The 20,788-nt window shown below is 63.7% G+C and carries 20 protein-coding genes and 1 other RNA gene; 14 read left to right on the top strand and 7 right to left on the bottom strand.

Features of this window, described 5'->3' with window-relative positions; translation table 11 throughout:
• From E4680_RS14290 to E4680_RS08425, 3 genes are all read left to right on the top strand, one after another.
• On the top strand, positions 1-414 hold a 414-nt coding region (locus E4680_RS14290), incomplete at its 5' end, for a recombinase zinc ribbon domain-containing protein (RefSeq protein ID WP_205688833.1).
• Entirely contained in the window at positions 408-719 is a 312-nt protein-coding gene (locus tag E4680_RS14285) for a hypothetical protein (RefSeq protein WP_205688831.1), read from the top strand. The genes E4680_RS14290 and E4680_RS14285, both read left to right, overlap by 7 nt.
• A gap of 111 nt (positions 720-830) precedes the next feature.
• Positions 831-1,139: a hypothetical protein gene (locus E4680_RS08425; RefSeq protein WP_135281969.1), complete on the top strand. Its 309-nt coding sequence runs from the start codon at positions 831-833 to the stop codon at positions 1,137-1,139.
• A gap of 419 nt (positions 1,140-1,558) precedes the next feature.
• Here the strand turns inward: E4680_RS08425 and ssrA are convergent.
• Positions 1,559-1,922: a transfer-messenger RNA gene (ssrA, locus tag E4680_RS08420) on the bottom strand.
• A 42-nt stretch (positions 1,923-1,964) separates the two neighbouring features.
• Entirely contained in the window at positions 1,965-2,450 is a 486-nt protein-coding gene (gene smpB / locus E4680_RS08415) for an SsrA-binding protein SmpB (RefSeq protein WP_135281968.1), read from the bottom strand.
• A gap of 72 nt (positions 2,451-2,522) precedes the next feature.
• Between smpB and E4680_RS08410 the strand changes: the two genes are divergently transcribed.
• On the top strand, positions 2,523-2,846 hold the full coding sequence (locus E4680_RS08410) for an RnfH family protein (RefSeq protein ID WP_167792450.1): 324 nt from the start codon (positions 2,523-2,525) through the stop codon (positions 2,844-2,846).
• 18 nt (positions 2,847-2,864) lie between these two features.
• On the opposite strand, the gene E4680_RS08405 is transcribed toward E4680_RS08410, so the two are convergent.
• A complete protein-coding gene (locus E4680_RS08405) occupies positions 2,865-3,227 on the bottom strand; it encodes an outer membrane protein assembly factor BamE (protein WP_135281966.1) in 363 nt (120 codons plus the stop codon).
• A gap of 87 nt (positions 3,228-3,314) precedes the next feature.
• On the opposite strand from E4680_RS08405, the gene fur reads away from it, so the two are divergent.
• Positions 3,315-3,779 carry a ferric iron uptake transcriptional regulator gene (gene fur / locus E4680_RS08400; RefSeq protein ID WP_205688830.1) on the top strand — a complete coding sequence of 155 codons (465 nt, stop codon included), beginning with the start codon at positions 3,315-3,317 and terminating at the stop codon, positions 3,777-3,779.
• Here the strand turns inward: fur and recN are convergent.
• Together recN and E4680_RS08390 are read right to left on the bottom strand one after the other, a co-directional pair.
• Entirely contained in the window at positions 3,737-5,440 is a 1,704-nt protein-coding gene (gene recN / locus E4680_RS08395) for a DNA repair protein RecN (protein ID WP_135281964.1), read from the bottom strand. The genes fur and recN overlap by 43 nt on opposite strands.
• Positions 5,441-5,452: 12 nt before the next feature.
• Positions 5,453-6,352, bottom strand: a complete 900-nt coding sequence (locus E4680_RS08390; RefSeq protein WP_167792449.1) for an NAD(+) kinase — start codon at positions 6,350-6,352, stop codon at positions 5,453-5,455.
• A 140-nt stretch (positions 6,353-6,492) separates the two neighbouring features.
• Between E4680_RS08390 and hrcA the strand changes: the two genes are divergently transcribed.
• The 9 genes from hrcA to E4680_RS08345 all read left to right on the top strand — a co-directional run bounded on the left by hrcA (position 6,493) and on the right by E4680_RS08345 (position 17,802).
• Complete coding sequence (gene hrcA, locus E4680_RS08385) at positions 6,493-7,545, top strand: heat-inducible transcriptional repressor HrcA (RefSeq protein WP_135281962.1); 1,053 nt, start codon at positions 6,493-6,495, stop codon at positions 7,543-7,545.
• Positions 7,546-7,630: 85 nt separating this feature from the next.
• Positions 7,631-8,176, top strand: coding sequence for a nucleotide exchange factor GrpE (grpE, locus tag E4680_RS08380; protein ID WP_205688828.1), 546 nt, complete (start codon positions 7,631-7,633; stop codon positions 8,174-8,176).
• Between the two features lie 84 nt (positions 8,177-8,260).
• Positions 8,261-10,180 (top strand): molecular chaperone DnaK, encoded by a 1,920-nt coding sequence (dnaK, locus tag E4680_RS08375; protein ID WP_135281960.1) that lies wholly within the window; start codon positions 8,261-8,263, stop codon positions 10,178-10,180.
• Between the two features lie 111 nt (positions 10,181-10,291).
• Entirely contained in the window at positions 10,292-11,431 is a 1,140-nt protein-coding gene (dnaJ, locus tag E4680_RS08370) for a molecular chaperone DnaJ (RefSeq protein ID WP_135281959.1), read from the top strand.
• Positions 11,432-11,460: 29 nt separating this feature from the next.
• Positions 11,461-12,261, top strand: coding sequence for a 4-hydroxy-tetrahydrodipicolinate reductase (gene dapB, locus E4680_RS08365; RefSeq protein ID WP_135281958.1), 801 nt, complete (start codon positions 11,461-11,463; stop codon positions 12,259-12,261).
• A gap of 221 nt (positions 12,262-12,482) precedes the next feature.
• Positions 12,483-13,628 carry a glutamine-hydrolyzing carbamoyl-phosphate synthase small subunit gene (gene carA / locus E4680_RS08360; protein ID WP_135281957.1) on the top strand — a complete coding sequence of 382 codons (1,146 nt, stop codon included), beginning with the start codon at positions 12,483-12,485 and terminating at the stop codon, positions 13,626-13,628.
• 42 nt (positions 13,629-13,670) lie between these two features.
• A complete protein-coding gene (gene carB, locus E4680_RS08355) occupies positions 13,671-16,898 on the top strand; it encodes a carbamoyl-phosphate synthase large subunit (RefSeq protein WP_135281956.1) in 3,228 nt (1,075 codons plus the stop codon).
• Positions 16,895-17,371 carry a transcription elongation factor GreA gene (gene greA, locus E4680_RS08350; protein ID WP_135281955.1) on the top strand — a complete coding sequence of 159 codons (477 nt, stop codon included), beginning with the start codon at positions 16,895-16,897 and terminating at the stop codon, positions 17,369-17,371. The genes carB and greA overlap by 4 nt, the downstream gene beginning before the upstream one ends.
• Positions 17,368-17,802, top strand: a complete 435-nt coding sequence (locus tag E4680_RS08345) for a DUF4149 domain-containing protein (RefSeq protein WP_135281954.1) — start codon at positions 17,368-17,370, stop codon at positions 17,800-17,802. Before greA ends, E4680_RS08345 begins: the two co-directional genes overlap by 4 nt.
• 11 nt (positions 17,803-17,813) lie before the next feature.
• On the opposite strand, the gene E4680_RS08340 is transcribed toward E4680_RS08345, so the two are convergent.
• Positions 17,814-19,805, bottom strand: coding sequence for a transglutaminase TgpA family protein (locus tag E4680_RS08340; protein WP_135281953.1), 1,992 nt, complete (start codon positions 19,803-19,805; stop codon positions 17,814-17,816).
• Complete coding sequence (locus E4680_RS08335) at positions 19,802-20,785, bottom strand: DUF58 domain-containing protein (RefSeq protein ID WP_135281952.1); 984 nt, start codon at positions 20,783-20,785, stop codon at positions 19,802-19,804. Before E4680_RS08335 ends, E4680_RS08340 begins: the two co-directional genes overlap by 4 nt.
• Positions 20,786-20,788 lie beyond the last annotated feature (3 nt).

Here is a 20,788-nt window from a genome sequence, read left to right as displayed (position 1 = left end):
AAGGACCGAAGTTACCCCGGCGAGCACGAAGGGATCATTGACCGGGCGACCTGGGACAAGGTGCAAGCCATCCTGGAGGACAACAAACCGGTCAAAGTATCCATGGCCAGAACCAAAATGGTCGCACCGCTGAAAGGCGTCATCCGCTGCGGCCACTGCGGATGCGCGATGGGACCGACCTACGCCCGCAAGAACGGCCGCCACTACACCTATTACATCTGCCAGAAGGACAGCAAACGGACCGTGAGCCGGTGCCCGCTCAAACGGATTCCCGCCGGGGACATCGAGCAGGCAGAGCGGGAGCGTCTGTTCAAGCAGAAAGACCAGCTCGAGATGGAGCTGTCACAGTCGCGGGAACAGGCGCTTGAACTGATGAGCCCGGCAACGATCAGCAGGGCAAGGCCGAGATGCTGACGACCGTCAACCGCCAGGCGGTCGAGCTCTCGAAACAACTGACCCATGTGAGCGAGCGATGCAGAGCCTACCAGGGGAACAGCATCACGGAACAGGATGTGTCGGAGGCCTTCCAGAATGTGGAGGGCTTCTGGGAAGACCTTTTCCCGGTGGAACGAAACCGGCTCATCCGCCTCCTGGTGGATAAGGTCGAGATCCGCGAGACCGGAATCGACATGGAGCTGCGCACCAACGGACTGACAACGCTAATCGCCGAGCTGGCCGGTCTGGCATGCGAAGTCACGGAACGGAGGACAAGCCGATGAAAATGAAGCCGACCATTACCGTTGCCGACAACGGCAACCTGCAGATCCATATCCCGATGATGATCCGGCGCATGCGCGGCCGCAAGACGGTCATCGCTCCCCAGGCCCTGGATGGAGAAATCACCGGAGCGCAGGAACCGGTGCAGTCCGCCGTCCTTCAGGCGCTGGGAATGGCCTTTTCCTGGGCCGACAGGCCTCGAATCCGGCCAGATCAAGTCCATCAGCGAGCTTGCCCGTACCCTCGACGTCGATGGCTCGTATGTGGCCCGCATTCTCAAGCTGACGACCCTGGCCCCCGATATCGTCGAGGCCCTGATCAACGGCGAGGAACCAAACGGGTTATCGCTGGCCAAGCTGACCCAGACCTTTCCCGAGGACTGGGCCGAGCAGCGCCGCCAGTTCGGCTTCGCCACCGACTGACGACCGGAACGGAGACCGCCCCAGAGAGCCGACCATCAGCGTCGGCTTTTCTTCTTTAGGGGGCAGGAAGCCGGAGTTGACCGCGCTTCTTTTCATGGCCGAGGCGGGCGATTTTGAAAAAAACGTCCGGTTGCGGCATCGAACGATGACCTAAGACAACCGCCCAAAATGGCAATCAGCCGCAAACCCATATCAATCAAGGATGTAGCTTTCCGGACGAGCTTCGGACTTGGTCCGGAGAAAACAGAGAATCAGGGGCCAAACAGAGAAAGAAAGGCGGGAAGATGGGGAGAATCGATGGTGCGGAGAGGTGCTTTGGAAAGATGTGAAACGGGTGCAAACCCTTTAGAAACAAGGGGAAAAAGAAAACCCGTCACCCCGGAGAATGACCCCAGAAAGACGGGTTTGTCTTTTCTAAATGGTGGAGGCGGCGGGAATCGAACCCGCGTCCGAAAATCCTCTACCGTTGGCTCTACATGCTTGTCCCAGTCAATTATTTTAACCGGCTGCTACCCGACGGGCAGGGAAGACAGACGGCGAGCCCGGATAGTTTTAGCGATTCGGCCCCGGGCGGGTGATATCGCGATCCTGTGAGCGATGACGCCTGGAGTCCGGGCGCACAGGCACGGCCCCGGTCAGACGGCACCCTACCGGGTTTTAAGCGGCGAGTGCGTAGTTGTCGTCGTTGGCAACTATTTGGTTTTGCAGTGTGATTAACGAGGGGCACTGCACCTCGGCATGCACCGCGGGCTTCGCGACCTCCGTCGAAACCAGGTCGCCCCCGTGTTGTTGAGTAAGACACTATACGCGCCGGCAGGTTCCCTGTCAGCGCGCGTGTTTCATGATTCGGCCCTTCTCGCGCTGCCAGTCGCGATCGCGTTCGCTGGCGCGCTTGTCGTGGGCCTGCTTGCCTTTGGCGAGGCCGAGCTCGACCTTGCAGCGACCGTGCTTCCAGTACAGGGCGAGCGCAATGATGGCGTAGCCCTTGCGCTCCACGGCGCCGATCAGCCGATCGAGTTCACGCCGGTGCAGGAGGAGCTTGCGCGTGCGCTGGGCCTCGGGAACGTAGTGGGTCGACACGGTGGGCAGTGCAGTGATCAGGGCGCCCAGCAGCCAGGCTTCACCGTTCTTGATGATCACGTAGCTGTCCACCAATTGGACGCGGCCGGCGCGCAGCGCCTTGACCTCCCAGCCTTCCAAAGCGATCCCGGCTTCGAGGCGCTCTTCGATGAAGAAGTCGTGACGGGCTTTTTTGTTGACGGCGATGGTGGAGCCCGTACCATGGCCGTTCGATGCAGTTGTTTTGGACATTTGCGAGCGATTATAAAGCAAGCCCATCGCAGAAAGCAGGGCAGTCGATCCGAGGAAATGGGAGCGCGTGCGTTGGCGGATGAAAGCGCTGCGATCACGGTGACGGTGGTCTATGCCCGGCCGGATCAGGTCTGGCGTGTGGCGGTTGATCTGCCGGCCGGATCCCGCGTGGGCGATGCGCTGCGGGCCAGTGGTCTGGCGGAGTGCATTGGCGAGGTGGATCTGCTTGCCGCGCCGGTTGGCGTATTCGGCGAGGCCTGCGAGCGCGACCGCCTGCTGCGCGCCGGCGACCGGGTGGAAATTTATCGGGCCTTGCCCGTGGATCCGAAGCAAGCACGCCGACGCCGAGCCGAGCAGGCGCGGGCGGCGGCGAAATCCCGACAGGCCGGCGCCTGATGCGTGCTCAGTCCTGGCTCAGAACTTGTTTGGTTTGACCCGGCTGGACTTTTCAACGCAGGCGTAAAATTCCTCGCCCTGGGGCTCGTGTTCCACGCGCGCGAGGCGATCCTGCTCGAAAAACACGGTCAGCCGGCAAGTTTCTTTATCACGGCGGCTGCGGTGGTAAAATACATAATCCCACCGATTGTCGTCGAACAGATTCTTCAGGACCGGACGGCCAAGCAGGTATTGCACCTGATCACGGGTCAGGCCCGGTGCCAGCTGGCTCAGGCTGGAGCGGCTGAGCGAGTTTCCCTGGCGAAGGTCGGGTTTGTAAACGAAACATCCGCTGAGCAGGACGCCAAGCGACAGGGTCAACAAGAGAAGTGGTCGTTTCATAAGGGGCCACGATCGTTTTGAGACTCGCCATCTTAGCGAAAAATGTACCGGGTGACGATGGGTCTCCCAGGAATGGAGAGCAGCAAATTGGAATCCAAGGACATCCGCAAAGTTGGCCTGAAGGTCACGCTTCCCCGGCTCAAGATCCTCGAAATGCTCGAGTCGGGCGATTCCCGGCACATGAGCGCGGAAGACCTCTACAAGGCCCTGCTCGAGTCGGGCGAGGAAATCGGCTTGGCCACGGTCTATCGCGTGCTGACCCAGTTCGAAAGTGCGGGACTGGTGAATCGTCTCAACTTCGAAAGCGGCCATTCGGTCTTCGAGATCAACCAGGGCAAACACCACGACCACATGCTCTGCATCAAATGCGGGCGGGTGGACGAGTTCATCGACGATGCCATCGAGGCCCGTCAGGCCGCCATCGCCGAGCGCATGGGCTATGACATGACCGATCACAGCCTCTACATCTACGGTGTCTGTCCCGATTGCCGCGCGGAGGGCACCAGCAGCTACACCGTGCCGGATGGCGAGGACGAGGCCGCTGCCGACTGAAGCGCCTGGGCGCGCAGCTCGCGGGCGTGCGCCCGCGCCCGTTCCGTGATGGTCTGGCCACCCAGCATGCGCGCCAGTTCTTCGATGGCTTCCGATTCGGTCAGGGGAACGACCCGGGTGCGGGTCTGTGCATCCAGAACCTCCTTGGCCACCCGATAGTGCTGCTGCGCATAGGCCGCCACCTGTGCCTGATGCGTGACGCACAAGACTTGCCGATAGGTCGCCAGATCGGACAGGCGCTGCCCGATGAGCGCGGCCACTGCGCCGCCGACGCCGGCATCCACTTCGTCGAAGATCATGCATCCCGCCGGTGCATGGTGGGTCGCAACCACCGCAATCGCCAGCGCGATGCGTGACAGCTCTCCGCCCGAGGCCACCCGCGCCAGCGGCTTGAGGGGCTGGCCCGGATTCATGCTGAGGGTGATTTCCACCCGGTCGTATCCATTCGGTGAAAGTCGGTCGGCTTGCGGCGCAACGCTGAAGTCGACTTGGGCATGGGGCAGTCCGAGGACCCGGACCTGCGCTTCGATCTGTGTGGCCAGGTGCGTTGCCGTCTCGCGCCGCGCGGCGCTCAGCCGCTCGGCGGCGCGGGCGTAGGTCGAACGGGCCGCCGCTTCCTGCGCTTCGAGTTCGGCGTGGCGTTCGGCCTGGTGCTCCAGCTCCTCCAGCTCGCGAGACAGCCGCTCCTGAACCTCCGGAAGATCTTCGGGCGCGCACTGATGCTTGCGGGACAGCTGGTGGTAGTCTGCAATGCGGTTCTCGAGCCAGGCGAGCCGCTCCGGATCGACCTGCGCATCGGCCAGATAGTGCGCCAGCGCCCGTTCGGCTTCCTGCGCTGGAATCAGGGCCTGTTCGAGCAACAGAGCCACCTCGTTGAGCGTCGGGTCGAGCCGGCAGGCTTCGGCCATGTCGCGGTGCGCCTGCTGGAGGGCGGGCACGGTGGGCGCATCCTCACCGGCCAGCCGGTCGAGCGTTGCTTGCGCCAGGCTCAGCAGTCGTTCGCCATGGGCGTGGCGCTTGTGTTCCGCGACCAGCGCCGACCATTCCGCGGTCTGGGGGGTGTGCGCTTGAAGCTCGCTGATCTGGGCCTGCAGCCAATCGGCCTGGGCGGCACCGTTGCCGGCGGACTGATCGATCCGGCTGCGAGCGTCGAGGATTTCCCGGAGTGCGGTGTAGGCATGATTCACCTCGGCCAGCAGCGCGTCATGGCCGCCGATACGGTCCAGCAGCGCGCGCTGCGCGGCATTCTGCAACAGGCTTTGATGCGCATGCTGGCCATGGATCTCGAGCAACATGGGTCCAAGGATGCGCAGTGTCTGAGCGGTAACCATGCGTCCATTGAGGGTCATGCGCGAGCCGCCATCGCGCTGCAGGACCCGGCGCAGCTGGCAACTGTCGCCGTCGTCGAGCCCTTCGTCGGCCAGCCAGTGGGCCACCGCGGGCAGATCGCGCAGGTCGAACGCGGCGCTGAGTTCGGCGCGGCTGGCGCCGGTGCGGATCAGATCCAGGCGGGCCCGGTCACCCAGCAGCAGGCCGAGCGCATCGATCAGAATCGATTTGCCGGCGCCGGTTTCGCCGGTCAGCGTGGAAAAGCCGGGCCCGAAGTCCAGCTCCAGGTGGTCGATGAGGGTGTAGTTGCGGATTTCCAGGCGCGTCAGCATGGCGCAGGGGCCTCATGGGATCGGTTGGCTGCCCCAGCGTAGTTTGCTGCGCAGGATCCGGAAATAGTCATGATTGGTGGGGTGGATCAACGTGAGTACAAAGTCGCTGCGGCGGATCCGCACCGTGTCCCCATTGCGGAGCTCGACGCTATTCTGACCGTCCCAGGTTACCTGCACCGGATTGGTATTGCGCGCAGCGATCCGGATCTCGATCTGGGCGGAGTCGCCGACCACCAGCGGGCGGTCCGCCAGGGCGTGCGGGCAGATCGGCACCAGGACGATGGCATGGAGCTGCGGGTGCATGACCGGCCCACCGCCGGAGAGGGCGTAGGCGGTCGATCCGGTCGGTGTGGCGACGATGAGGCCGTCGGCGCGGTGATTGTTGACGTAGTGGCCGTCGATGTAGGTGTCGAAGTCGATCAGGCGCGCGACATGATGTTTGTTGATGACCACATCGTTGAGCGCCGTGTCCCGATGCAACACCGTCTTGCCGCGCAGGGCCGAACCTTCGAGCAGAAAGCGCTGATCGGTCTGGTAGTCACCGGCCAGAATGGCATCCAGCGCCAGTTCCAGCTGGGCTGGTGGGATGTCCACCATGAACCCCAGGCGACCGAGATTGATGCCCACCAGGGGCACCTGCTGGGGACCGACCGCGCGCGCCGCGTCCAGAAAGGTACCATCACCCCCGATGACGATGATGAGTTCGGCCTGACGGGCCAGCTCGCTGCGCGCCATGAGTGGAATCTTGGGATCGGGATTGGCCGCTTCGCAGCGCTCGTCGAGCAGGATGCGGCGGCCACGCCGGTCCAGGTATGCAACCAGCGGCGCCAGCGTGGCGGTGAGCTGCGCATTGGCGGCATTCCCGATCAGGCCGATGGTCGAAAATCGCGGCGGAGATGGCGAATTGGACATGCGACGCTCTTTTTCCGTGGCAGGTGGACGACATGACAAGTCGTTGACACTGCTCGTTGACCGTTGGTATCGTCCTTTTTGGCACTCTGGCCTGGAGAGTGCCAGGCCTGTGGCGGACAGGGCCATTCTGGGTGAGGATGATGTCCACGACAACACCACATGCATTGAGCGAACGCGCCCAAGTCGTGCTCAAGACGCTCATCGACCGGTTCATCCGTGACGGTGAGCCGGTCGGATCGCGCACGGTCGCGCGCGAGAGCGGACTCGATCTGAGTCCGGCGTCGATTCGCAATGCCTTGCTCGATCTGGAAGAGCAGGGCTTTTTGCAGTCGCCGCATACCTCCGCGGGTCGCGTCCCGACCGTGCGCGGATATCGCGTGTTTGTCGACAGTCTGCTGACGGTTCAGCCGCTCGAGCTCGCCCAGTTGCAGCTGCTGGAGCGTGAGCTGTCCGGCGGTGAGTCGGTGACGCGCCAGCAGGTGCTCGATACGGCCTCCCGTCTGCTCTCCGGCATCACGCACATGGCCGGTGTGGTGACACTGCCGCGCCGCGAACAGCTGGGCTTGCGTCACATCGAATTTCTGCCACTGTCCGATCAGCGGGTGCTCGCCGTGCTGGTGTTCGAAGGGCAAGAGGTGCAGAACCGCATCCTCCAGGTGGAGCGATCCTTCAGCGCGGCCGAATTGCAACAGGCCTCGAACTATCTCAACAGCCTGTTCACCGGCAAGGGTGTGCAGCAGGTTCGCGAGTCCCTGGTCGAGGAGATGCGACGCACACGTGCGGACATGGATACGCTCATGCGCACGGCCGTGGAGCTGGCCAGTGCGGTGTTGGACACGCCCGAAGAGGCGGATTACGTCATTGCCGGGCAGTCGAACCTCATGGATTTCAAGGAGCTTTCCGACATCGAGAAGCTGCGCGCCTTGTTCGATGCCTTCACCACCAAGCGCGAGATGCTGCATTTGCTGGATCAGGCGCTGGAAGCACAGAGCGCGCAGATTTTCATCGGCGAGGAGTCCGGCTATCACGTGCTCGACAATTGCAGCGTGGTGAGCGCACCCTATCAGGTCAATGGTCAGGTGGTCGGCGTACTGGCCGTGATTGGCCCGACGCGCATGGCTTACCAGCGGGTGATCCCGATCGTCGATATTACGGCTCGGCTGCTCGGCACGGCCTTGAATTTGGGCAGCTGATCCCCATCATGACTCCGCTTCCCGGACTGTAGCAGTTCGGCGGGCGGATTTTTTTGTTTCATCGAATCCGGTAATGGAGCGGCCTATGAACCCATCCGATATGAACGACGACGCGGTCTCGCAGGACGGCGACGTGCCGAACGACGCGGCGACCGGCGACGATCTCGGGGAGCGGCTCGCGCAGGCTGAGCGCAAGGCCAGCGAAAACTGGGATCTGTACCTGCGTGCCCGCGCAGATCTGGAAAACCAGCAACGCCGCATGGTGCGCGAACTGGAAAACGCCCACAAATTTGCCTTGGAGCGGTTTGTCAACGATCTGCTGCCGGTTAAGGACAGTCTGGAACTGGGCCTGACGGCGTCGGAGCAGAACCAGGGCGATGTAGGCGCCTTGCGCGAAGGAATGACGCTGACCCTGAAGATGCTGGGCGCTGCCCTGGAGAAGGCCGGCGTGCGCGAAATCGCCCCTCAGGGCGAGCCGTTCGACCCCCAGTGGCATGCCGCAGTGTCCATGCAGGAATCGACCGAGGCGTCGGAAAACACGGTTTTGCAGGTGATGCAGAAAGGGTATGCCTTGAATGATCGGCTGGTCCGTCCGGCCATGGTCGTGGTGGCCCGCGCGCCGGCGGGTTGAGCCGGGGCCTTGAAAGCCGTTTTCGCCGTCCCCATGTTGGACGAAACCTGAATTTTTACGTTTTTTTTGGGAGTGGATGCAGCCATGGGCAAAATCATCGGCATCGATTTAGGGACCACCAACTCCTGCGTGGCCGTACTGGAAGGGAATACCCCGAAGGTCCTCGAAAACAGCGAGGGTGCCCGCACCACGCCGTCGATCGTCGCCTACACCAAGGACGGCGAGATCCTGGTGGGCCAGGGCGCCAAGCGTCAGGCGGTCACCAATCCGCAGAACACGCTCTATGCGGTCAAGCGCCTGATCGGACGCAAGTTCGATGACACCGTGGTGCAGAAGGACATCAACGTGGCGCCTTTCAAGATCGTGCGCGCCGACAATGGCGATGCCTGGGTCGAGGCCGATGGCCGCAAGATGGCGCCCCAGGAAGTCTCTGCGCAGATCCTGCGCAAGATGAAAAAGACAGCCGAGGATTATCTGGGCGAGACCGTCGCCGAGGCAGTCATCACCGTGCCGGCCTATTTCAACGACGCCCAGCGCCAGGCCACGAAGGATGCCGGCCGCATTGCGGGTCTCGACGTCAAGCGCATCATCAACGAGCCGACCGCGGCGGCGCTGGCCTATGGTCTGGACAAGAAGCGCGGCGACCAGAAGATCGTGGTCTATGACCTGGGTGGCGGGACGTTCGACGTTTCGGTGATTGAAATCGCTGATGTCGAAGGCGAGCACCAGTTCGAGGTGCTGGCCACCAACGGCGATACCTTCCTGGGCGGCGAGGATTTCGATCTGCGCATCATCGATTACCTCGCGGGTGAATTCCAGAAGGAAAACACCATCGATCTGCGCAAGGATCCCTTGGCTATGCAGCGCCTGAAAGAGGCGGCGGAAAAGGCCAAGATCGAGCTGTCCTCGAGCCAGCAGACCGAGATCAACCTGCCGTATGTGACCGCCGATGCGAGCGGTCCGAAGCATCTGAATCTCAAGCTCACGCGCGCCAAGCTCGAAGCGCTGGTCGAGGATCTCGTCGAGCGTACGATGGAGCCGTGCCGGTTGGCCCTCAAGGATGCGGGGCTGAAGGCCTCCGACATCGATGAAGTGATTCTGGTCGGCGGTCAGACGCGCATGCCGCGGGTTCAGGATGCGGTGAAGTCCTTCTTCGGCAAGGAACCGCGCCGGGACGTGAACCCCGACGAAGCCGTGGCCATCGGTGCAGCGATCCAGGCGGGCGTGCTGGCTGGCGATGTGAAGGACGTGCTGTTGCTCGACGTCACGCCGCTCACCCTGGGCATCGAGACCATGGGTGGGGTGATGACGCCGCTCATCAAGCGCAACACCACCATTCCGACCAAGGCCAACCAGGTGTTTTCCACGGCCGAGGACAACCAGTCCGCCGTGACTATCCACGTGCTTCAGGGTGAGCGTGAGGTCGCGCGCCAGAACAAGTCGCTGGGTCAGTTCAACCTGGAAGGCATTGCACCGGCGCCGCGCGGCATGCCGCAGATCGAGGTCACCTTCGACATCGATGCCAACGGCATCCTGCACGTCTCCGCCAAGGACAAGAACACCGGCAAGGAGGCCAACATCACCATCAAGGCCAGTTCTGGCCTGAGTGAGGATGAAATCGAGCGCATGGTGAAGGATGCCGAGGCGCATGCCGAGGAAGATCGCAAGTTCCACGAGCTCGTCACGGCACGCAACCAGGCCGATAGCCTGGCCTATGGCGTCGAGAAGTCGCTGCGCGATCTGGGCGATCAGGTCGATGCCGAGGAGAAAGGCCGCATCGAAACCGCGCTCAGCGAATTGCGCGAGGCGATTCAGGGTGACGACAAGGCCCTCATCGAGCAGCGTTCTCAGGCGCTGGCCGAAGTCTCGGCAACCCTGGCCCAGCGCGCTGCCGCGGCGGGCGAGGCCGAGGCCGGTTCCACCGCATCGGCGGGCGGCGGGGACGATGATGTCGTGGACGCCGAGTTCCACGAGGTGAAGAACGACGACAACAAATCCGCCTGATCGCATGTGATGGCCATGCACGCCGGTGCTCAGGTCACCGGTGTGCGCGGCCGTGTGTAGGCGTGACCGGGACATGCGGCACGCCAGGTCGACGGATGGATGAAGGACAGCATGGCGAAAGCGGACTACTACGACATTCTGGGCGTGCCCAAGGGCGCGGATGAGGCCGAGATCAAGAAGGCCTATCGACGCCTGGCGATGAAATACCATCCCGACCGCAACCCGGGGGACAAGGCTTCGGAGGAGCGCTTCAAGGAAGTGGCCGAGGCTTGGGAAGTGCTTTCGGATCCCGAAAAGCGCGCCATGTACGACCGCTTCGGCCATGCCGGCATGGGGGGGGCAGCAGGCGGCGGTTTCGGCCAGGGTGACTTCTCCGATGCCTTCGGGGACATGTTCAGCAATGTTTTCAGTGAAATGTTCGGCGCAGGCCGGCGTGGCGGGCGTTCCGGCGGACCGTATCGTGGCGCGGATCTGCGCACGGTCGTGGAAATCGATCTGGAAGCGGCTGCGCGCGGCACGACGGTCGAGATCGAAGTGCCCGGCCACGTAAGCTGCACGCACTGCGACGGCACGGGCGCCGAACCGGGCACCAAGCCCGTGACGTGCCCGGGGTGTGGCGGACATGGTCAGGTCCGGATGCAGCAAGGGTTCTTCTCGCTGCAACAGACCTGTCCGCGTTGTCGCGGCCGCGGCACAATCATCGAAACCCCCTGCAAGAGCTGCAACGGCGCCGGACGCGTGCGACAGGACAAGACGCTGTCCGTGAAGATTCCGGCCGGCATCGACACCGGCGATCGCATTCGCCTCGGGGGTGAGGGTGAGCCAGGTCAGGGCGGCGGTCCGGCCGGCGACCTGTACGTCCAGGTGCAGGTCCGCGAGCACCCGATTTTCCATCGGGATGGACGTGACCTGCTCTGCGAGATGCCGGTCAGTTTCACCACGGTGGCATTGGGTGGTGAGCTTGAGGTGCCGACGCTGAAAGGGAAGGTCAATCTGAAGATCCCGGCCGGCACCCAGACCGGCAAGGTGTTCCGACTGCGAGGCAAGGGCATGCCTGGCCTGCGCGGCGCCGAACCGGGCGATATGCTCTGTCGGGTACAGGTCGAAACGCCGGTCAATCTGACCGCGGAGCAACGTGAGTTGCTCGAGCAGTTCGAATCGCTGATCGGCGAGGGTGAGCGGCGTCACAGCCCGCATGCCAGCAGTTGGCTGGACAGCGTGAAGGGTTTCTTCGATCGCTTCACGTCCTGAATTTCAAGACCGGTGCAGGAGACAGCGTAATGGTGCGGGTGGCGATTGCCGGAGCGGCGGGACGGATGGGGCGGGCACTGTTGGCCGCGGCCCATGGGCGCGATGATCTTTCCGTGACGGTTGCGCTGGAGGCGCCCGGTCACGCGGCGCTGGGTCAGGACGCGGGCGTTCTGGCCGGACTCGAGGCGCTCGGTGTGCCGCTGACCGATGATCTGGCGGAGCAGACCGGACAGTTCGACGTCCTGATCGAGTTCACGCGCCCCGAGCCGACCTTGCTGCACCTGACACAGTGTCGGCAGGACGGCCGCGCAATGGTGATCGGGACGACGGGGCTGGATGCGGCACAACGACAGGCGCTGGAGTCCGCAGCGCGCGATATTCCCATTGTCTTTGCGCCGAACATGAGTGTCGGCGTCAATCTCTCGCTCAAGTTGATGGAAACGGCCGCTCGGGTGCTGGGTGATTCAGTGGATATCGAGATCATCGAAGCTCATCACCGCCATAAGGTCGACGCGCCATCCGGCACCGCGCTGCGCATGGGCGAGGTGATCGCGGACGCGCTGGGCCGCGATCTGCAGAACTGCGCGGTGTATGGGCGTGAAGGGCATACGGGCGCCCGAAACCGGAAAACCATTGGGTTTGCCACGGTGCGCGCTGGCGACATCATCGGCGAGCACACGGTGCTGTTCGCCGGCGAAGGTGAACGGCTCGAGATCACTCATCGCGCCACCAGTCGTGAGAACTTCGCTCAGGGCGCGCTGCGTGCGGCGGTTTGGCTGGGGGGGCGCAGCGCAGGACTCTACGATATGCCGGACGTGCTGGGGCTGTGAGCCGGGTCTGCATGGACATCCGGAGCCGAACTTTCTAAAATTATGCGCGCCCGACTGATCGGGCCCTGTCGCCATGCGACACGACAAGCCCGGCGCGGAAATGGGTTACGGCCTCCGCGCTCCGGCCGGGGTCATGATTGAAGTTTCAGAATTTAACCCACGTCGCGGGCGGGACGAAAATTCCCGTTCCGTTTTCGCACGCCTGTACCGGAGGTGGCCACTTGTCCGTATCCGCCCTGCTCGTTCTTGAAGATGGCAGCGTGTTTTCCGGCCGCTCCTTGGGAGCCGCCGGGATCAGCGCCGGCGAGGTCGTTTTCAACACGGCCATGACCGGCTATCAGGAGGTACTGACCGACGCCTCCTATCATCGCCAGATCGTCACGCTGACTTATCCGCACATCGGCAATGTCGGGGTCAATGCAGCCGATGCCGAATCCGACGGGATCAAGGTGGCGGGGCTCGTCATTCGCGATGCTTCGCAGATCGTGAGCAACTGGCGCGCCGAGCAGAGCATTTCGGACTATCTGGCTGCACAGAACGTCGTCGCCATTGCGGAGATCGATACTCGCCGCCTCACCCGCCTGCTGCGTCAGAAGGGCGCGCTGCGCGGAGCCATCGTCGCCGGAGAATCAAGCCGCGCCGATCACGCGCGTGAGGCGGGTCTGGCCGCAGCCCGCGCCTTTCCCGGGCTGCTCGGTCTCGACCTTGCCCGGGAAGTCAGCACGCCATCGGCTTTCGTTTGGGAAGAGCCGACGCTGTCGCTCGATCCGGAACCCCGCGACCCGGTATCCGGCCGCTTCCATGTGGTGGCTTACGACTTCGGGATCAAGCGCAACATTCTGCGTCTGCTGGTGGACGAGGGCTGCCGGGTTACGGTGGTTCCGGCGACCACGCCGGCGGCGGATGTGCTGGCCATGGCGCCCGACGGCGTGTTTCTGTCCAACGGTCCCGGTGATCCGGAACCCTGCAGTTATGCCATCTCGGCGATCCAAACCTTGCTCGAGCGCCAAGTGCCCCTGTTCGGAATCTGCCTGGGGCATCAGCTGCTGGGACTGGCCAGCGGTGCACGCACGGTCAAGATGAAGTTCGGTCATCATGGTGCCAACCATCCGGTGATGGATCTGGACGCGGGCCGGGTGCTCATCACGAGCCAGAATCACGGGTTTGCACTGGACGAGAGCAGTCTGCCCGCTCATCTGCGGGCGACACACCGATCCCTGTTCGATGGAACCTTGCAAGGCGTGATGCGCACCGATCGGCCGGCATTCGGATTCCAGGGTCACCCGGAAGCCAGTCCCGGGCCGCATGACGTCCGCCCGCTCTTTGCCCGCTTTACCGAAATGATGGAGCGCCAGCGAGCTGTCTGAAGCGCTTTTGCTCCCCCTTTCGATTGACGTACAGGTTTCCCCATGCCCAAACGTTCTGATCTTTCGAGCATTCTCATCCTGGGCGCTGGCCCCATCGTCATCGGCCAGGCCTGCGAGTTCGACTACTCCGGCGCACAAGCCTGCAAGGCGCTGCGTGAAGAGGGGTACCGCGTCATTCTGGTGAATTCCAACCCGGCCACCATCATGACCGACCCGGACACGGCGGATGCGATCTACATCGAGCCGATTCACTGGAAGACCGTTGCCCGGATCATCGAGGCCGAGCGGCCGGACGCCGTGCTGCCCACCATGGGCGGCCAGGTGGCCTTGAATTGCGCGCTGGATCTGGTGCGCGAGGGCGTGCTCGAACGGTTCGGAGCACAGCTCATTGGCGCGAGTGAGGCGGCCATTCACATGGCCGAGGACCGCGATCAGTTCCGCCGCGCCATGACCGACATCGGTCTGGCGACACCGCGCTCGGTCGTGGTGCATTCGATGGACGAAGCGCTGACTCGGCAACCCGAGGTGGGCTATCCCACCATCATCCGACCCTCGTTTACCATGGGCGGGTCCGGCGGGGGTATCGCCTACAACCGCGAGGAATTCATCACCATCGTCGAAAATGGGCTGGACCTGTCGCCGACCACCGAGGTACTGATTGAAGAATCTGTGCTGGGCTGGAAGGAATACGAGATGGAAGTGGTCCGCGACAAGGCGGACAATTGCATCATCGTCTGTTCGATCGAAAACCTGGACCCCATGGGTGTGCACACCGGCGATTCCATCACGGTTGCCCCCGCCCAGACCCTGACCGACAAGGAATACCAGCGCATGCGCGACGCCTCCGTCGCCGTGCTGCGCAAGATCGGCGTGGACACGGGCGGGTCCAATGTGCAGTTTGCGATCAATCCGGCCGATGGGCGCATGGTCGTAATCGAGATGAATCCGCGGGTATCGCGCTCCTCGGCCCTGGCGTCGAAGGCGACCGGATTTCCGATCGCCAAGGTGGCGGCAAAGCTGGCGGTTGGCTACACCCTCGATGAGTTGCGCAACGAGATCACGGGCGGCGTCACGCCGGCCTCGTTCGAGCCGGCGATCGACTATGTCGTGACCAAGGTACCCCGATTCACCTTCGAGAAGTTTCCTCAGGCCAATGACCGGCTGACGACCCAGATGAAGTCGGTCGGTGAGGTGATGGCTATCGGGCGAAACTTCCAGGAATCGTTGCAAAAGGCACTGCGCGGTCTGGAGACTGGCGTGGATGGCCTGACCGAACGCATGGCGGCACCACAGACCGAAGAAGAGTGGGCGCTGCTTCGCCAGGAGTTGAGTCTGCCGCGCGGCGAGCGGCTCTGGTATGTCGCCGATGCCTTCCGGGCAGGCCTCGATCGGGAGCAGATTTTCGAGCTCACCGCCATCGATCCGTGGTTTCTGGTACAGATCGAGGATCTGGTGCGCGAGGAAACCCAGGTTCGGGAGGCCGGCCTGGCCAGCCTGGATGCGCCGCGCCTGCGGGCGCTCAAGCGCAAGGGGTTCTCCGACAGCCGGTTGGCGGCGTTGGCGGGAACCCGCGAAGATGAGATCCGGGCGCTGCGCCATCGCTTCGGAATTCGGCCGGTCTACAAGCGGGTCGATTCCTGCGCAGCCGAGTTCGAATCGGCGACGGCCTATCTCTACTCCAGCTACGACGAGGAATGCGAATCGGCGCCTTCGACCCGCGAGAAGATCATGGTGTTGGGCGGCGGTCCCAACCGCATCGGACAGGGAATCGAGTTCGACTATTGCTGTGTGCACGCCGCGCTGGCGCTGCGTGAGGATGGCTTCGAGACCATCATGGTCAATTGCAATCCCGAGACGGTCTCCACCGATTACGACACCTCCGATCGGCTCTATTTCGAGCCGCTGACCCTGGAGGACGTGCTGGAAATCATCCACAAGGAGCAGCCGCTGGGGGTCGTGGTGCAGTACGGCGGGCAGACGCCGCTGAAGCTGGCGCGCGCACTCGAGGCGGCCAACGCACCGATCATCGGCACCAGTCCGGATTCGATCGACCTTGCCGAGGATCGTGAGCGTTTTCAGGGCATGCTCAGCCGTCTGGGACTGAACCAACCGCCCAACCGCACGGCGCGCAGCGCAGAACAGGCCCTTCACCTCGCCCAGGATCTGGGTTTCCCGCTGCTGGTCCGGCCGTCCTACGTGCTGGGCGGACGGGCCATGGAAATCGTCTACGATGAGACCGACCTGGAGCGCTACATGACCCAGGCCGTGCAGGTTTCCCATGATTGTCCGGTGTTGCTGGACCGCTTCCTCGACGATGCGTTGGAAGTCGACGTGGACGCCGTCTGTGACGGCCAGCAGGTGCTGGTGGCCGGCATCATGGAGCATATCGAGCAGGCTGGGGTGCATTCCGGCGATTCGGCATGCTCGCTGCCGCCGTTCAGCCTCAGCGAAGAAACCCAGGCGCAGCTGCGCGAGCAGGTCGAGATGATGGCGCGTGCCTTGAACGTGGTGGGTCTGATGAACACGCAGTTCGCCATCAAGGACGGCAAGATCTACGTGCTGGAGGTCAATCCACGTGCCTCGCGGACCGTGCCCTTCGTGTCCAAGGCCACCGGGGTTCCCCTCGCCAAGGTCGCCGCGCGCTGCATGGTCGGGCGCGCTTTGAAGGATCAGGGCATTACCGGCAGTGTGACGCCCAAGTCCTATTTCGCGGTCAAGGAATCGGTGTTTCCGTTCATCAAGTTCCCGGGTGTGGACCCCATCCTGGGACCAGAAATGAAATCCACCGGTGAAGTCATGGGCGTGGGCCGATCGTTTGGCGAGGCGTTCGCCAAGGCTCAGCTGGGCGCCGGCGTTGTGCTCAAGCAGGGTGGTCGCGTATTTCTCAGTGTCCGCGATGCCGACAAGCCGGCAGTCATTGCTTTGGCACGGATACTGGTGGAGCGTGGCTTCGAAATCGTCGCCACCAAGGGCACCGCGGCGGTGCTGGAAGCTGAGGGCATTGCCTGCGAGCGGGTGAACAAGGTGACCGAAGGCCGTCCTCATGTGGTGGACATGATCAAGAACGATGCCATCGATCTGATCGTCAATACCACCGAAGGCAAAAAGGCGATTGCCGAATCGCTGTCGATCCGGCGCGCGGCGCTGCAGCACAAGGTGAGCTACTACACCACGCTGGCCGGCGCGCGGGCGAGTTGCCGGGCGTTGGATTACCTGGGCAATGCCGAGGTCCATCGCCTGCAGGATCTGCACAAGGAGTTGCTGTCATGAAGCGCGTACCCATTACGTTGCGCGGCGCTGAGCTGCTGCGCGAGGAACTGACCCGGCTGAAGAACGAGGAGCGTCCCCGGGTGATCGCGGCCATTGCCGAGGCGCGGGCTCACGGCGATCTCAAGGAAAACGCCGAATACCATGCCGCCCGCGAGCAGCAGGGGTTCATCGAGGGGCGCATCGCCGAAATCGAAGGCAAGCTTTCCAATGCCCAGGTGATCGATGTGCGCACGCTGGCACCCTCCGGCCGGGTGGTGTTCGGTGCGACGGTTGAGCTGGTGGACGAGGAAAGCGGCGAGGAATTGACCTACCGGATCGTCGGTGAAGATGAAGCCGATATCAAATCCGGTCTGCTGTCGATCAACTCCCCCATCGCCCGCGCGTTGGTGGGCAAGTCGGAGGGGGACGTTGCGGCGGTGGAAATTCCCTCCGGCACCCGCAGCCTAGAGATCATCAAGGTTCAGTATCTGTGACCACTGGTGGCCGCTCGGTGTGGCAGGCGCAGTTGGTGCCGCGACTGCTCGCCCTGTGGCTGGGCATGCAGCTGGTCATCGGCTACGGTGTCGCGCCGCTGCTGTTTGCACGCCTGGGAAATCCGGGTCTGGCCGGTGCGCTGGCCGGCGAGCTGTTTCGCATCGTCATGCTGACGGGGGTACCGGTCCTGCTGGGGGCTTGGTGGGTGATGCGCGATGTGCCTCGCTGGAAACGGCATCTGTTGCTCGCCACGAGTGTGGCCGTTGCGGCCCAGGTGGTTGCACTCCAACCGGCGATGGCGCACCTCAAATCCCTGGGGCCCGATTACCGGGACGGTTTTCTGATCGCCCATGGCGCGAGTCAGCTGCTCTATGCGGGGATCAGTCTGATGGTGCTCACAGTGCTGTTTGCGCCACGACGTCGTCGCTGAGGATCGCCGATTCAAGGGGTGATGGCCTTCCTCGTCCTGCTGGTGAATCGTCGCCATCTTGGATGAAAGCGACGGGCGGCCCGCCGGAATCGCTTCTGCATCGCTGCTGAAGGCGTGAGCCCGTAGCGAAGGGCCAGATAGGATTCCGCGAGCGTCTGGAGATCGTCGCGCCAGGCCGGTTCGGCGGTCGCGCATCGGACGAGGTAATCCCGAGGTCCTTCGCCCGGCCGGGGTGGATAGCCGGCGCCCGTCAGTCGCTTGGCGATCCGCGCAAAACCGGCCGTCACCGGGTCCGGGTCGTGCCGCGGCCGATGCCGGTTTACCCACAGTCCCAGCAGCGCACCCATGACGCCGAAAATCAGCGTCATCCACAGCAGCAGCGGGCCTGTATCGACGGACTCGAAGCCCAGCCGGGTCAAGGTGCGGCGCTGCTTGTCGGGACCATAGCCGAGCACCCAGTCATTCCAGCGATAGTTGACGGCATCCCATCCTAGACGCATGCGCTGCATCGTCAGACTGCCGCGCAGAAAGCGTGTCGTCACCGACCACTCGCCGGCCAGGGCGGCGGCCGCCCCATCCTCGATCCGCTCGGGTGCAACGGCCGCCGTCGGGTCAACACGGACCCAGCCGTGACCGGCCAGCCAGACCTCGGCCCAAGCGTGGGCATCGGACTGGCGGATGATCAGGTAATCGCCCAAGGGGTTGGCTTCACCGCCCTGGTAGCCGGTCACCACCCGCGCCGGAACGCCCGCCGCTCGCATCAGGAATACGAAGGCCCCGGCGTAGTGTTCGCAGAATCCACGCCGGGTATTGAACAGGAAGCCGTCGATGCCATCCTCACCGAGCGGGGGAGGTTGCAAGGTGTAGTAGAACGGTGCCTGGCGAAACAGGCGGAGCGCGGCGCCGACGCGTTCTGCCGGTTCGGCATAGGTGGTTCGCCAGCGTTGCGCCAAGGCATGGCTCCGGGGGTTGCCCGTCCTAGGCACGGCGAGGGCACGACCCATTTGCGCATTGCTGAGATCGAGGCCCAGCCGATAGTTCAGATAGGCGCTGGCTTCATAGCGCAGGCGTTCGTCCACGGGCTTCGGGCTGACGGCTTCGCGTCCAGCCATCCGGGCCGCGATCTGGTCGATGCGAATGGGCATGTCGAGCAGTGGCAGCCAAGGCTGGCCATGGGGTTCCAGCGTGATTTCATACGCCAGCGGCGCGCCAAGCGGAACCAGTGACGTCAAACCGGTTTCGGCGGACGGCTCGGTGCGCCAGCTTTGGCCGTCGTAATCCCACAGCACCAAGGCGCGCCAGTAGCGTGATGCATTCGCCGGGACGGCGCCGAAGAAGCGGGCGCGAAAGGCGACCGCGTCAGAGCGCCCCAAGGCGGTTATCGAGCCGGGCGACATGTGGTCGCTCAAACCGGTCTGCGCAGTGCCCGGAGTCTGCGGGATGCTCCATAACGGGCCGGACAGTCGTGGAAAGAGGATGAACAGAACCAGCATCAGGGGTAGCGCCTGCAACAGCAGCAGGCTGGCCGTGCGCACGGCTGCCCGCGGCGGGGGTCCCGCTGTCTCCTGCAACAGGATCCAGGCGGTGGTGAGCGGCAGCAAACCCAGTAAAGCGAGTGCGCCGCCGGGCAGCGACTGGTCGTGGAGAAAGGCGCTGCCCAGCAGAAAGAAGCACAGGAAGATCACCAGGATACGGTCACGGGCGGTGCGGGTTTCGAGCAGTTTGAGGCCCAGCATCAGGGCCAGCAGTGCGCTGCCGGAATCGGCACCGTTGAGGCGGCCATACTGCATGGCGACCGCCATCAGGCCGAGCGCGGCCAGGCCCAATCTCGTCCAGCGGCCGGGGACCCGGATCCAGCCGACAGCCGAGGCCAGCAGCGTCGCACCGCTGGCGGCTAGCATACCGCCGACCCAAACGGGCAAGTGCGGCGCGTGGGGCAGATAGGCGATCGTCACGCAGACCAGCAGCAAGCGGGTGGCGCGATCCGGCACGCGCGTGTTCATGCACCGGCTCGCGGCGGCAGACCAAACAGCGCGAGCCGGCGCAACGCCTCGTCGCGATGGTGTTCCCCGTGGTCCTGCGTCAGATGGCCATCCGGCAGCTCGAGGGAAAAGGGTGCTCCGAGTGCATGCGCGTTCAGAACCTGGCGGCACAGCAGCGCGAGGATGCGCTCTTGGTCACTTTCCGCCGCGAACTGCGCCCAATTCAGCTGCCATCGGGATGGATGGGTCGTATCGAACTGCTTGGTGAGCAGCCCACGCTCACGGGCCAGTGACCACCAGGCGATATGACGCAGCCCGTCGCCGGGACGGTAGTCGCGTAAGCCACGGTAGTCTTCGAACCCTTCGCCGTCGGCAGCCGTCACCATCCCGACGCCCTGGGCCAAATCGCTCAGCGCCATGGGCGCATGTTCGGCGGGCGCGGGATAAACCACGGTTTCCAGTGCGGGATGAATCCAGGTCCAGGCCTCGAAAAGCCCCAGCGGATAGGTCGTCGACAGCCCCAGCCTCGGTACGGCCAACAGGCCGCGGTGCGGCGCATCCAACGGCAGCGCATACGGGGTTTCGATGCCGGCCGGCAGGGTGGGCAGCTTCAACACCTGGGTGTTCAGCTGCAGACACAGGCCGTAGCGTGGCGCTGCATCAGGATGGGTGAATCGCAACGGGAATCGGGCTGTGGCCCCAGCGAAAACCGGAGCCGCTGCCTGCCCGGTGATCTCCAGTCCCAGCAGGTTGCGGTGGGTATGATGCATGGCAAGAAAGCCGACGCCGCCCATCCAGAAGCATAGGATGAACAGCAGGCTGTTGCCGTAGTTCAGGGCCGCCAGCAGCATGAGCGTCAGCAGCAGCACATACCCCCAACCCTGCCGCGTGGGGAGGATGTAGATGCGGTTCCGGCTGAGCTGGATGGGTCCGGCGACGGCCGGGTGGCGCCGGTTCATCCAGCGCAAGACCCACGGGTGATTCAGCGCCGCTGTACGCATGAT

Origin of the sequence: Candidatus Macondimonas diazotrophica (genome assembly GCF_004684205.1) — a bacterium.
GTDB classification, from domain to species: domain Bacteria; phylum Pseudomonadota; class Gammaproteobacteria; order UBA5335; family UBA5335; genus Macondimonas; species Macondimonas diazotrophica.
This window is presented reverse-complemented; position numbering and strand designations above follow the sequence as displayed.

Excerpts from the sequence above, each read along its gene's own strand:
- E4680_RS08425 (WP_135281969.1), top strand. The coding sequence starts at position 831 with ATGGAGAAATCACCGGAGCGCAGGAACCGGTGCAGTCCGCCGTCCTTC.
- hrcA (WP_135281962.1), top strand. The coding sequence starts at position 6,493 with ATGTCCACGACAACACCACATGCATTGAGCGAACGCGCCCAAGTCGTG.
- E4680_RS08335 (WP_135281952.1), bottom strand. The coding sequence starts at position 20,785 with ATGCGTACAGCGGCGCTGAATCACCCGTGGGTCTTGCGCTGGATGAAC.
- greA (WP_135281955.1), top strand. The coding sequence starts at position 16,895 with ATGAAGCGCGTACCCATTACGTTGCGCGGCGCTGAGCTGCTGCGCGAG.
- recN (WP_135281964.1), bottom strand. The coding sequence starts at position 5,440 with ATGCTGACGCGCCTGGAAATCCGCAACTACACCCTCATCGACCACCTG.
- E4680_RS08340 (WP_135281953.1), bottom strand. The coding sequence starts at position 19,805 with ATGAACACGCGCGTGCCGGATCGCGCCACCCGCTTGCTGCTGGTCTGC.
- dapB (WP_135281958.1), top strand. The coding sequence starts at position 11,461 with ATGGTGCGGGTGGCGATTGCCGGAGCGGCGGGACGGATGGGGCGGGCA.
- dnaK (WP_135281960.1), top strand. The coding sequence starts at position 8,261 with ATGGGCAAAATCATCGGCATCGATTTAGGGACCACCAACTCCTGCGTG.
- grpE (WP_205688828.1), top strand. The coding sequence starts at position 7,631 with ATGAACCCATCCGATATGAACGACGACGCGGTCTCGCAGGACGGCGAC.
- carB (WP_135281956.1), top strand. The coding sequence starts at position 13,671 with ATGCCCAAACGTTCTGATCTTTCGAGCATTCTCATCCTGGGCGCTGGC.
- E4680_RS08390 (WP_167792449.1), bottom strand. The coding sequence starts at position 6,352 with ATGTCCAATTCGCCATCTCCGCCGCGATTTTCGACCATCGGCCTGATC.
- E4680_RS14285 (WP_205688831.1), top strand. The coding sequence starts at position 408 with ATGCTGACGACCGTCAACCGCCAGGCGGTCGAGCTCTCGAAACAACTG.
- E4680_RS08405 (WP_135281966.1), bottom strand. The coding sequence starts at position 3,227 with ATGAAACGACCACTTCTCTTGTTGACCCTGTCGCTTGGCGTCCTGCTC.
- dnaJ (WP_135281959.1), top strand. The coding sequence starts at position 10,292 with ATGGCGAAAGCGGACTACTACGACATTCTGGGCGTGCCCAAGGGCGCG.
- smpB (WP_135281968.1), bottom strand. The coding sequence starts at position 2,450 with ATGTCCAAAACAACTGCATCGAACGGCCATGGTACGGGCTCCACCATC.